The sequence below is a fragment of the Methylobacterium terricola genome, assembly GCF_006151805.1.
GTDB classification, from domain to species: domain Bacteria; phylum Pseudomonadota; class Alphaproteobacteria; order Rhizobiales; family Beijerinckiaceae; genus Methylobacterium; species Methylobacterium terricola.
Map to the genome: position 1 here is coordinate 638,078 of NZ_VDDA01000002.1, position 11,358 is coordinate 649,435.

The window sequence follows — 11,358 nt, forward strand, 5'->3', positions numbered from 1 at the left end:
GCGGGACGATGACTGCAAAGCCGTCGAAGACGGGACCGCGGTCCGTGACGGGCGCGGCGCTCCTCGCCGCGCTCGCCGCCACGCTGCTGACGGGGGCGGTCGCGCCCGTCCGCGCGCAGGGCTACCGGGTCGTGATCGAGGACGAGGACGACGCGATCCTGCCGCCGCGGGCGGTGCTGTTCCGCCTCGGCCGGGCCGGCTTCACCGGCATGAGCCATCCGCGCTTCGACGGCGAGACCTACCGCGTCGAGGCCGACAGCCCGTGGGGCAACCGGGTGCAGCTCGTCGTCGATGCCCGCACCGGCCGCATCCTCGATCGCGAGCGCCTGGAGGCGCCGATGATTCCCCCCGGCACGATTCCCGGTGGCCGTCGCCCCGGCTACGGCTGGACCGAGGCGGATGTGCGCCCGCCGGCGCCCCGCGACGAGATGTTTCGCGAGCGCGGCCCCCGCGGCGACTTTCGCCAGGCCAACCCACGGGACGGCGACCCGCGGGACGGCGGCGCCTACGTCCCCGTGCCGCTCTCCCGGGCCGAGCCGCTGCCGCCGGTGGGCGAGTGCCCGGAGGAACGCCGGATCGCCGCCCGCCCGCTGCCGCCGTCAGCGCCCGGGCAAGGGGTTCACGGGCAAGGGATTCACGGGCAGGGCATCCCTGGGCAAGCGATCCCCGGCGCGGAGGCCCCCTCCCCGGCCGTGCGTGCCGCACCGGCCCCGCGCGCACCGGGCGCCGCCGGGCCTAATCCGCTCGGCCTCAACCCCGACAGCCCGGCCGCCCGCTCCGGTGCCGCGTCGCGCCGCGAGACCGCGCCCGATGCGGCCAGGCCCGAGGGCGTGAAGCCCGAGGCACCGCGGCGGACCGCCGCCCGGACGAAGCCGCCGGAGAAGATCGAGAAAGAGAAGATCGAGACGCCAGCGGCCCTCGTCCCGCCCCTCGCGCCGAAGGCCGAGCCGGCGCCGAAGCAAGCCGCCGAGGCCGCACCCAAGGCCCCGGACGCGAAGGACGGCACCTGGAAGACCCCGCCCGACGGCAACCGCCCGGTGCGGGTGATCGGCGGCATCACGCAGGTGCCCGGCAAGGACGAGCCGGCGAAGGATTGATGCGGGGCGGGGGCGACGCAGTGCCCCCGGTCGCGCAACGACGTCCCGCGGGATTTCGACCTCTCCGCGTCGTCCCGGGGCTGCGAAAGCCGGGCCCGGGGCGCCAAACCGCAGGTCACGCAGGACGACGCGGCCAATTTTTCCCGCGATTCCGCCCCCCTACCGTTCTGGATCCCGGGCTCTCGCCTGTGCGAGGCCCGGGCTGGCCCTGCGAGGGGGGCGAGGCTTGCGCAGATCGACAGGCCGGCCGGGTCGGCTAATCTGTCGGCGATCTTCCCCCGCCCCTGTCCCGCTCTCTAGATCGAAAGACGCGGTCGACAAGCGCTGCCACTTTCGGTTCTATCCGGCACCCCGATAACCCGGCCGCCGAGGCCGGCACGGCAAGAAACGGTCCCCGGAGGAATCCAGATGCGCTCATCCCTGACCGCTCTCGCGGCGGCGCTCGCCTGCGCGACCGCCCTCGCGGTCCCGGCCCTGGCGGCCGACCCGATCAAGATCGGCGTGACCGGCCCCTATACCGGCGGCTCCTCCTCGATGGGCGTGTCGATGCGCGACGGCGTGCGGCTCGCCGCCGACGAGATCAACAAGAGCGGCGGCGTGCTCGGGCGCCAGATCCAGCTCGTGGAGCGCGACGACGAGGCCAAGAACGAGGTCGGCGCCCAGGTCGCCCAGGAGCTGATCAACAAGGAGAAGGTGGTCGCCACCCTCGGCTTCATCAACACCGGCGTGGCGCTCGCCGCCCAGCGCTTTTACCAGGAAGCCGAGATCCCGGTGATCAACAACGTCGCCACCGGCACGATCATCACCAACCAGTTCAACCCGCCGGACTACGACAACAACTACGTCTTCCGGACCTCGGCCTACGACGTGCTGCAGGCCGGCATGATGGCCGACGAGGCGATCGCGCAGGGCTTCAAGAAGATCGCGATCCTGGCCGATTCGACCAATTACGGCCAGCTCGGCCGCGAGGACCTCGAGAAGTACTTCAAGGCGAAAGGCATCAAGCCGGTCGCGGTCGAGAAGTTCAACATCAAGGACGTCGACATGACGCCCCAGCTGTTGAAGTCGCAGGCCGCCGGCGCCGACGTGATCCTGGCCTACGGCATCGGCCCGGAGCTGGCCCAGATCGCCAACGGCATGGCCAAGCTCGGCTGGAAGGTGCCGATGATCACCTCGTGGCCGGCCTCGATGCAGAGCTTCATCGATATCGCCGGCGCGAACGGCAACGGCGTGATCATGCCCCAGACCTTCATCGAGGATAAGACGCTGCCGAAGCGCAAGTCGTTCCTCGACGGCTACTACGCCACCTTCAAGGTCAACAAGATCCCGACCCCGGTCGCAGGCGCGCAAGGGTACGATTCGGTCTACCTGCTGGCGGCCGCGATCAAGCAGGCCGGCTCCACCGACGGTGCCAAGGTGCGGGCCGCGCTCGAGAACCTGAACACCAAGGTAGAGGGCGTCGTCACCACCTACGACAAGCCGTTCACGGCCAAGGACCACAACGCCATCAGCCGCAACATGGTGGTGTTCGGCAAGGTCCAGGACGGCAAGATCGTCTATGCCAAGGACGAGGACGCCAAGAACGCCGGCGTCGTCCGCGTCAAGGAGAAGGCCTCGAACTGAGGCCGCAATTCGGCCCCGCGCATGAGGCGCGGGGCCTGCCCGTCGAGACGAGCCCTTCCCTCATGCAGATCTTCCTTCAGCTCGTGGCGAGCGGCGTCGCCGTCGGCATGATCTACGCCGCGATCGCGTTCGGCTACCAGCTCACCTTCGCGACCTCGAAAACCCTGAATTTCGGCCAGGGCGAGGCGCTGATGCTCGGCGCCCTGTTCGGCCTCACGCTGGTGCCGTTCACCGGCTACTGGCTGATGCTGCCGCTCGTCCTGGTCTTCGGCTTCGCCCTCGGCGCTGTCGTCGAGCGCCTCGGCGTCCGCCCGGCGGTGAAGATCAAGTCCGAGTACGGGTGGATCATGGCCACCATCGCGCTCGGCATCATCTTCAAGAACGTCGCCGAGAACATCTGGGGCCGCGACGACCTCAAGTTCCCCTCGCCGCTGCCCGAGGAAGCGCTGACCTTCGGCGGCGTCCGCGTCCTGCCGATGGAGCTGATGATCGTCGCCGGCGCGCTCCTGATGATGCTCGCGGTCGAGCTGTTCAACCGCCGCTCGATCTGGGGCAAGGCAGTGGTGGCGACCTCGAACGACATCGACGCCGCCGGCCTGATGGGCATCAACACCCAGAAGGTCATCACCCTGTCCTACTCGATCAGCGCCATGACGGCCGCCTTCGCGGGCGTGCTCGTCGCCCCCGTCACCCTCACCGGCGCCACGATGGGCTCGGTGCTGGCGCTCAAGGCCTTCGCGGTCGCGATCATCGGCGGCCTCGAATCCGGCCTCGGCGTCATCGTCGGCGGGCTGATCCTCGGCGTCGCCGAGACCCTGACCGGCTTCTACATCTCGACCGGCTACAAGGACGTGCCCGGCCTGATCCTGCTCCTCGCCGTGCTGGCGGTGCGCCCGGTCGGCCTGTTCGGCAAGGCTGTGATCAAGAAGGTCTGAGTTCCTTTCCGCCTGTGCCGCTCCCGGTTGCGGGAGCGGCACTGACGTGTCGTCCGATCGCGCTGCAACCGGACGACACGTCAGCTCTCTGATTTTGCCGCATTTTCTTCGACGAACCGGTCTCCGCGTCGTCGGGAAATGCTCCAGTCGCTCCCGTCTCGTCCAGGGTTTCACACCACCATGGCGCAGTCCGCCTCCGCGCCGGCCCTTGCCCGGCAAACCGCCCCGCCGGTGCCAAATGCCGGGCTCGGCCGCTTCGTCGGCCTCCTCGGGGCCGTGTGTCTCGTCGTCTTCCTCGCGGCCTTCCCGCACGTCGTCACCAGCCAGTATTATATTCACCTGCTGGTGGTGATCGCGATCTACGCGATCCTGATCCTCGGCCTCGACATCGTGGTCGGCTATACCGGCCAGGTCTCGCTGGGCCATGCCGGCCTGTTCGGCATCGGCGCCTACGCGGCGGCCGTCCTGTTCCTCAAGTTCAAGCTCGGCCTGTGGGTCGGGCTCGTCGCCGGCATCGGCGTGACGGCGGCCTTCGGGTTGCTGCTGGCGATCCCGGCGCTGCGGGTCAGCGGGCCGTACCTCGCCATGGTGACGCTCGCCTTCGGCACCATCATCCAGATCTTCATCAACGAGATGACCGATCTGACCAATGGCCCGCTGGGCATCACCCTGCCGCCGGCCCGCGTCCTCGACTTCTCGCTGATCGGCATGCAGGCGCCCTGGGGGGCCGCCGGCCGCAAGCTCGAATTCTACTATCTCGTCTGCGCCTGCCTGCTCGCCACCATTCTGGTGGTGAACCGGGTGGTGCGGTCGCCCTTCGGCCGCGCCTTCGAGGCCCTGCGCGATTCGCCGATCGCCTGCGACTGCATGGGCGTCAGCGTCTACCGCTACAAGGTCTACGCCTTCGTGATCTCGGCGGCGCTCGCCGGCCTCGCCGGCGCGCTGTTCGCCTGGTCGGAGCGCTACGTCGCGCCGAACTCCTACGGCTTCGAGCTGACGGTGCTGTTCCTGCTCGCCGTCACCATGGGCGGCCGCAAGTCGCGCTCCGGCCCGCTGATCGGCGCCGCCATCATCGTCATGATGCCGAACATCCTGGCCGATATCGGCCTCGTGCGGATCATGGCCGGCATCATCGCCGCGCTGGCCGTCGTCGTGGTCGGCCTCGCCTTCCTGCGCCGCCAGGACAACCGGATGACCCTCCTCATCCCGGGCGCGCTCTGCCTCGCCTTCTTCCCGGCGACGCTGGCGATGGACTCGGTGACGGATTTCCGCCTCACCGTCTTCGGCCTGATGATCCTGTTCGTGGTCTATTACCTGCCGGACGGCATCGTCGGCTTCTTGCGCGAGAAGCTGCCCTTCCTGCGCCCGGCCCATACCGGCGCCACCCAGGAGCTCGCCGCCTCCGGCGAGGCGCTCAACCGGCAGGGCGGCCGCTCCGGCGCCGATCCGCTGCTGAAGGTCGAGCGGGTGCTGATGCAGTTCGGCGGCCTCAAGGCCCTCAACGAGGTCGACCTCGCGGTGCGGCCGGGCACGATCCACGGGCTGATCGGCCCGAACGGCTCGGGCAAGAGCACGATGATGAACGTGCTCACCGGCATCTACAAGCCGACCGCCGGCGGCGTCTCGCTCGCCACCGGCACGGATGCGGTGAAGCGCCTCGACGGTCGCACGCCGTCCGAGATCGCCCTGTCGGGCGTCGCCCGCACCTTCCAGAACGTCCAGCTCTTCCGCGAGATGACCGCGCTGGAGAACGTGCTGGTCGGCCTGCACCACAGCTTCCAGGGCACGCTGTTCGACGCGATCCTCGGCACCCCGCGCCGCCGGCGCGAGGAGCGCGAGGCCAGGGCCCGCGCCATGGCGATCCTGGACTTCGTGGGCTTAGGCTCGCTCGCCCAGGTCGAGGCCCGCAACCTGCCCTACGGCAAGCAGCGCCTCCTCGAGATCGGACGCGCCCTGGCGCTCGATCCGGTGCTGCTCCTCCTCGACGAGCCGGCGGCGGGCCTCACCGCCCCCGACATCGCCGAGCTGACCCTGATCATCCGCAAGATCCGCGACGCCGGCATCACGGTGATCCTGATCGAGCATCACATGGACGTGGTGATGGGGCTGTGCGACCGGGTGAGCGTGCTCGATTTCGGCCACAAGATCGCCGAGGGCGGCGCCCGCGAGGTCCAGTCCGACCCCAAGGTCATCGAAGCCTATCTCGGCAGCCCGGTTGCCGACGCCGCGGAGTAGAGAGATGCTCGATGTCAGCGGCCTGTCGGCCGGCTACGGCCAGATCGAGGTCCTCCACGGCCTCACCTTCACGGTCCCGAAGGGCCAGGTCGTCACCCTGATCGGCTCCAACGGGGCCGGCAAGACCACGACGATGCGGGCGCTCTCCGGCATGATCAAGCCGCGCGCCGGCTCGATCAAGCTCAACGGGCGCGAGATCGGCGGCCTGGAGAGCCACGATGTCGCCCGCACCGGCCTTGCCCACTCGCCCGAGGGGCGGCGGGTCTTCCCGACCCTCTCGGTCGAGGACAACCTGACCCTCGGCGCCTTCCCGCGCCTCACCGGATCGCGGCCGAAGGGCGACGTCAACGCCGACCGGGAGCGGGCCTACACCCTGTTCCCGCGCCTGCGCGAGCGCCGCACCCAGCTCGCCGGCACCCTGTCGGGCGGCGAGCAGCAGATGCTCGCCATGGGCCGGGCGCTGATGCTGCGTCCGGAGATCCTGCTCCTCGACGAGCCCTCGATGGGCCTCGCGCCGAAGCTGGTCGAGGAGGTGTTCCGCATCATCCGCCGGCTCAAGGAGGAGCAGGTGACGATGCTGCTCGTCGAGCAGTTCGCCATGGCGGCGTTGGGCGTCGCCGACCACGCCTACGTGCTGGAGAACGGCCGCATCCGTTTCCAGGGACCGGCGGCGCAGCTGCGCAACGATCCCCAGGTGCGGGCGGCGTATCTCGGCGGCGGTCATTGAGGCGTCGGACCGGCGGGGCGACGTGGCGTCATCGCCGGTTCATCCGACTTCGCTCATCGGGTGCCGGACACGGAATCGGGAGAGTGCCGTGAAGTCGTTATTTGCGAGCGCCGCCTTGTTCGCCATCGCGGGCGCTTCGCCGGCCTGGGCCATGGGGAACCCGGCCTCGGCCTATTGCACCTCGGTCGGCGGGCGCCTGGAAATTCGCAAGGAGGCCAAGGGCGAGGCAGGCTATTGTCATCTCCCCGACGGCCGCGTCGTCGAGGAATGGCAGCTGTTCCGCGCGGCGAACAGGGCGAAGAACTGATACCGCCGCGCCTTCGAACGGGCGTCGGCGTTGATGCGCCGGACGCCTTGGCATCGACACGTCGATGCCAAGGCGCGAGGGTATGAGAGACAGCTCGGCTCGCTCGACACTCACCGATATCATCCCGTCACCCTGGGGCCGCGAAAGCGGAACCCGGGAACCGTAATCGCAGGCGGCTCGAGAGGAGGCGGCCCGCGATCCGCGTTCTTCCCCGACGGCGGCGGATGGGGATCCCAGGCGCCCGGCTTCGCCGGGCCCCGGGACGACGTGATGGGTTCTCGATCTACGACGGGTAGAGCGCGGCATTGCCGGCGGGATCCGCCGATTGCCCGCATCGGTTCCGAGACGCGGGAGGCAGGCCGTCACTTCGCCTTCAGGAACTCCCCCACCTCCAGCAGCACGAACTCGTTGTCGTCGACCTTGTGCGGGTCGCGGCTCGCCGAGAACGGCAGGTTGTTGTCGTTGCCGACGATGATGTGGGTGTCGTCGACCTTGTCGACGTTCTCGATGGTCCAGAACGGCATGGCGAGCACCCCGTCGGTCAGCGGCTTGCGCGCCCTCTTGTTCGGATCGGCGATGCGCATCAGGTCGATGAAGCCGATCTTGCGCACCGGACCGCCCTGGTTGGCGTCGGTCATCTCGATCTTGGTGACGCGCTTGAACTTTGCCGGGACCGAGAAGCAATCCGGCCCCTTCTGGCCCGCCGGGCAGGCGCGGTCCGCGGTACCCTCGCCGTCGTCGCGCTCGATGATCAGGCCGGTCGTGCCGTCGATCAGGTTGAAGTCGCCGATGGCGTTGCCGGCCTGCTCCAGCGGGTAGAGCCAGGAACGGCCGGTCCAGGTCTCCGCCTTGGTGTCGAATTCGAGGATGCGCAACACCTCGCGGCCGTCGCGCGTCTCGAACGCCTTCGCGTCGGCGTTCCAGAGCGGGCCTTCGAGCAGGGCGTAGAGCCGGCTGCCGTCGGGCGACGCCGCCATGCCCTCGAAGCCCTTGGAGCGGCGGGCGTTGAATGACACCGGGCCGCCCGGCATCGCCGGCGTCGTCACCGCCGGATTGTCGGGGGAGCGAACGGGCTTGCCGTCGGCCAGGGTCTCGACCACCGCCTCGATCTTGCCGCTGCGGTCGGCCTTGATGAGGAACGGGCCGAACTCATCGCCGATCCAGATCGTGTCGCCGACGAACTGGACGCTCTCGGGGTCGAAGTCGCTGCCGGTGAGGTAGCGGCTGTCGGTCGCCTCGTTGGCGATGCGGAACGGCACCTTCTTGTCCGGATCGCGCAGGAAGATCGTCTCCAGCCGCTCGACGCCGCCCTTGTCGAAGTCGATCCGGTAATGGTTGAGGTAGAGCATCGAATCGGGAGAGCCGGCCTTGGTGCCGAAGCCGTTATCGGTCAGCACCCAGTAGGTCCCGTCCGGCATGCGCTTGATGCCGGAATGGCCCTGGAGCGGCTGGCCCTTGAGCGGCAGCTTGAGGCTGGTGGCACGGCCCATCGACTGGGCCTCGACGGTGCCGACAGCCTCGACCCGCCGGCCGGTGGTGAACTTGCCAGGCGTCGCGAAATCCTTCGGCGCATCGGCCGGCAGCGGCGCGACGCTCTCGGCCGGCAGCACGGCGTGGCCGGCGAGGGTGGCGGGAAAGGCCTTCGGCTCCTGAGCGAGAGCGGCGGACGCGCCCGACAGCAGGAGCGCGAGGGCGAGGAGAGAACGGCGCGGCATGGGATCCTCAGCGGATGAGCGCGGCCGTTCTGGCGCACGCCCCATGTCAACGGAGTGACGACCCGCCGTCTTTCCGACCCTGCGGGCCCGAATCCGCCCCGCCTCAGCCGTGATGCGGCTCGCCCGGGGCCGGCATCGGCCGGACGCCGCGATCGAGGGCGGCGCGGATCCGGTCGGCGAGCTCGGCCTTGCGGTAGGGCTTGCCGAGCACGTCCATGGTCGGGACGGTCGGCCCGTCCGCCACCAGATCCTCGTTGTAGTCGGTGGTCAGCAGCACCGGCAGGTTCGGCCGCAGGGCCTGCGCCCGTTCGGCCAGGATCAGGCCGTTGACGCTGCCCGGCATCACGATGTCGGAGAACAGAAGGTCGATCCGCTCCCCGCGCTCCAGGATCCGCAACGCCTCGGTGCCGTCGCGGGCCGACAGCACGTGATAGCCGAGGCTGTCGAGGTATTCGCGGGCGAGCGCCCGGACGTCGTCGCTGTCCTCGACCAGCAGCACGGTCTCGTCGCCGCGCCGCAGGACCGCCGTCTGCTCGGCCGGCTCGTCCTCGACGGCCGCCCCGGATCCGGCCGGGAACAGCATCGTGATCGTGGTGCCGCCCGCCCCCTCCCCGGTCTTCCGCCGGCTCTCGATCTCGAGCCGGCCGCGGGATTGCTGCACGAAGCCGTGCGCCATCGCGAGCCCGAGGCCGGTTCCCTTGCCGGGGCCCTTGGTCGAGAAGAACGGCTCGGTCGCCCGCTCGGCGACGTGGGGCGGCATTCCCTCCCCCTCGTCGCGGATCCGCAGGGCCACGTAGTCGCCGGGCGGCAGGGTGCGGGCCTCCCCGGTCCCGTCGAGGTGGACGGAGGCGGTCGAGATCGTCACCGTACCGCCCGCCGGCATCGCGTCGCGGGCGTTGATGAGCACGTTGAGGAGCGCCATCTCCAGATTGGTGCGGTCGAGGGTGACTGCCGGCAGCCGCGGGGTCAGGTCGAGACGGATCGAGACGGTGCTGCCGAGCGTGCTCTCGGCTACCTCGGCGAGATTGAGCACGAGGGCGTTGAGGTTGAGCGAGCGCGGCTCGAGCCGCGCCTTGCGGGCGAAGGACAGGAGCTGCTTCGTCAGCTTGGCACCGCGCTCCGCCGCGCCGGCCGCGTTGGCGAGCTGGCGTTGCGTCCGCTCACCGGTCACCGAGCCGCGTGCCAGTTCGAGGTTGCCGGAGACGACCTGCAGGAGGTTGTTGAAGTCGTGGGCGAGGCCGGCGGTGAGCTGGCCGATCGCCTCCATCTTCTGCGCCTGGCGGAACGCCTGCTCCGACACCCGGCGACGGGTCACGTCGAGCTGCGAGGCGAAGAAGTAGACGATCTCGCCCGCGGCGTCGAAGACCGGGCCGATGAAGATGCCGTTCCAGAACGGCGAGCCGTCGCGCTTGTAGTTGAGAATCTCGGTCGCGATCGCCCGGCGCTCCTCGACCGCCCGGCGCAACTCCGCCACGGTCTCCCGGCTGGTCTCGGGGCCCTGCAGGAAGCGGCAGTTGCGGCCGATCAGCTCGGATTCGGCATAGCCGGTGAGGTCCTGGAACGCCCGGTTGGCGAAGACGATCGGATTGTCGGGCCGGCGCGGATCCGTCAGGATCATCGGCATGCGGGTCATCTCGATCGCGGCGAAGAACACGCTGCCGCGGTCGTCGAGGCCCGGCTCGCGGATCACCGCCGATTTCAGATGCGCGTAGGAGGGGGCCTCCGCGGCGTGGTGGGCGTCCGGAACCGGCGACCCGGCCTTGTCGTCGTCGCTCACACCGCCACCTGGCTCGCCATCCGCCACCCCGCCGGTGCCGGCCATCCCTATGGCACGACAATGGGGCGGAAGATGAGATCGCGCAAGGCCTTCCCCCTCCCCCGAGCCTTCCCGTCCCAGGGCCTGCGTCGCGGTTCCGCCGACGGAGAGTGGCGGCCCGGGGCACCGGCCCGATCGGGGAAACAGGCCCTTCCAAGAAACTCGGCCATCCGGCACGAACGGCCTTGCGGCCCCCGGAAGCCCTCGCTATAAGCCCCCTCGTCGGCCACGGGCCGGCCGTTCGGAGTGTAGCGCAGTCTGGTAGCGCACCACGTTCGGGACGTGGGGGTCGCAGGTTCAAATCCTGCCACTCCGACCAGCGCTCTCCCGAGCTCTGTGTCATCCCGAGATCAAACAACATCTGCAAAGGTGTTGTGACAAGACCAAGCGAGTGCCTTCGGGCGCGTCGGAGTGTAGCGCAGTCTGGTAGCGCACCACGTTCGGGACGTGGGGGTCGCAGGTTCAAATCCTGCCACTCCGACCATTTCTCCCTAGGGGGAATGCGTCTTCCCGATATCCAGCCTGGGGCCCGGCCACAGGTTCGTGCAAAAGTCGGCATTCAAGGCCCGGCCACATGTTTCGGCCACAGGTTCGATCCCGTCAGGCCGCTCTCTTCTTGCGCTTGCCGCCAAGGGCCGCCCGGGCCCCTTCCATGTGGCTCGACGAGTGGTGCCCGAACCGGCGCTCGATCATCTCGACCGTCATGCCTAATCGGCCCCCACGAGGTGGTCCAAGTTGAAAGTTAGTGCAGTGTCGGCGTTTGCTCCACGGGTAGCTTGACCGGCGGAGCCGGTCGGGTGAGCGCAGCCGGCCAAGCGGGCAAGCCTGGCACGAACACCTCCGGGGCCGGGGGTCGGTAGCCCAGCGCGCCGTGCGGGCGCACCCCATTGTAGTGCCGTCGCC

Annotated in this window: 8 protein-coding genes, 2 tRNA genes and 1 pseudogene; 8 read left to right on the forward strand and 3 right to left on the reverse strand. The window is 69.5% G+C overall.

Annotated elements, in window-relative coordinates; all coding sequences use genetic code 11:
* The first annotated feature begins 8 nt into the window (after positions 1-8).
* From FF100_RS07295 to FF100_RS07320, 6 genes are all read left to right on the forward strand, one after another.
* A complete protein-coding gene (locus FF100_RS07295; protein WP_139034872.1) occupies positions 9-1,097 on the forward strand; it encodes a hypothetical protein in 1,089 nt (362 codons plus the stop codon).
* Between the two features lie 408 nt (positions 1,098-1,505).
* Positions 1,506-2,720 carry an ABC transporter substrate-binding protein gene (locus FF100_RS07300; protein ID WP_139034873.1) on the forward strand — a complete coding sequence of 405 codons (1,215 nt, stop codon included), beginning with the start codon at positions 1,506-1,508 and terminating at the stop codon, positions 2,718-2,720.
* Positions 2,721-2,782: 62 nt separating this feature from the next.
* On the forward strand, positions 2,783-3,655 hold the full coding sequence (locus tag FF100_RS07305; RefSeq protein ID WP_139034874.1) for a branched-chain amino acid ABC transporter permease: 873 nt from the start codon (positions 2,783-2,785) through the stop codon (positions 3,653-3,655).
* A gap of 180 nt (positions 3,656-3,835) precedes the next feature.
* On the forward strand, positions 3,836-5,890 hold the full coding sequence (locus FF100_RS07310) for a branched-chain amino acid ABC transporter ATP-binding protein/permease (protein WP_139034875.1): 2,055 nt from the start codon (positions 3,836-3,838) through the stop codon (positions 5,888-5,890).
* Between the two features lie 4 nt (positions 5,891-5,894).
* Positions 5,895-6,617, forward strand: coding sequence for an ABC transporter ATP-binding protein (locus FF100_RS07315; protein ID WP_139034876.1), 723 nt, complete (start codon positions 5,895-5,897; stop codon positions 6,615-6,617).
* Between the two features lie 88 nt (positions 6,618-6,705).
* Positions 6,706-6,924 carry a putative hemolysin gene (locus FF100_RS07320; protein ID WP_246101952.1) on the forward strand — a complete coding sequence of 73 codons (219 nt, stop codon included), beginning with the start codon at positions 6,706-6,708 and terminating at the stop codon, positions 6,922-6,924.
* 362 nt (positions 6,925-7,286) lie between these two features.
* Here the strand turns inward: FF100_RS07320 and FF100_RS07325 are convergent, their stop codons facing one another.
* A complete protein-coding gene (locus tag FF100_RS07325; protein ID WP_139034877.1) occupies positions 7,287-8,639 on the reverse strand; it encodes an esterase-like activity of phytase family protein in 1,353 nt (450 codons plus the stop codon).
* A gap of 103 nt (positions 8,640-8,742) precedes the next feature.
* Positions 8,743-10,416, reverse strand: coding sequence for a histidine kinase famiy protein (locus FF100_RS07330; RefSeq protein ID WP_246101953.1), 1,674 nt, complete (start codon positions 10,414-10,416; stop codon positions 8,743-8,745).
* Between the two features lie 281 nt (positions 10,417-10,697).
* On the opposite strand from FF100_RS07330, the gene FF100_RS07335 reads away from it, so the two are divergent.
* Positions 10,698-10,774, forward strand: a tRNA-Pro gene (locus tag FF100_RS07335).
* A gap of 88 nt (positions 10,775-10,862) precedes the next feature.
* Positions 10,863-10,939: transfer RNA gene (locus FF100_RS07340), tRNA-Pro, on the forward strand.
* A gap of 258 nt (positions 10,940-11,197) precedes the next feature.
* Here FF100_RS07340 and FF100_RS07345 read toward each other — a convergent pair.
* Positions 11,198-11,358 (reverse strand): annotated as a pseudogene (locus FF100_RS07345) (IS3 family transposase); the annotation flags it as partial.

What these genes read in the sequence shown, in the direction of transcription:
- FF100_RS07295 (WP_139034872.1), top strand. Translation starts at nt 9, where the DNA reads ATGACTGCAAAGCCGTCGAAGACGGGACCGCGGTCCGTGACGGGCGCG.
- FF100_RS07300 (WP_139034873.1), top strand. Translation starts at nt 1,506, where the DNA reads ATGCGCTCATCCCTGACCGCTCTCGCGGCGGCGCTCGCCTGCGCGACC.
- FF100_RS07305 (WP_139034874.1), top strand. Translation starts at nt 2,783, where the DNA reads ATGCAGATCTTCCTTCAGCTCGTGGCGAGCGGCGTCGCCGTCGGCATG.
- FF100_RS07310 (WP_139034875.1), top strand. Translation starts at nt 3,836, where the DNA reads ATGGCGCAGTCCGCCTCCGCGCCGGCCCTTGCCCGGCAAACCGCCCCG.
- FF100_RS07315 (WP_139034876.1), top strand. Translation starts at nt 5,895, where the DNA reads ATGCTCGATGTCAGCGGCCTGTCGGCCGGCTACGGCCAGATCGAGGTC.
- FF100_RS07325 (WP_139034877.1), bottom strand. Translation starts at nt 8,639, where the DNA reads ATGCCGCGCCGTTCTCTCCTCGCCCTCGCGCTCCTGCTGTCGGGCGCG.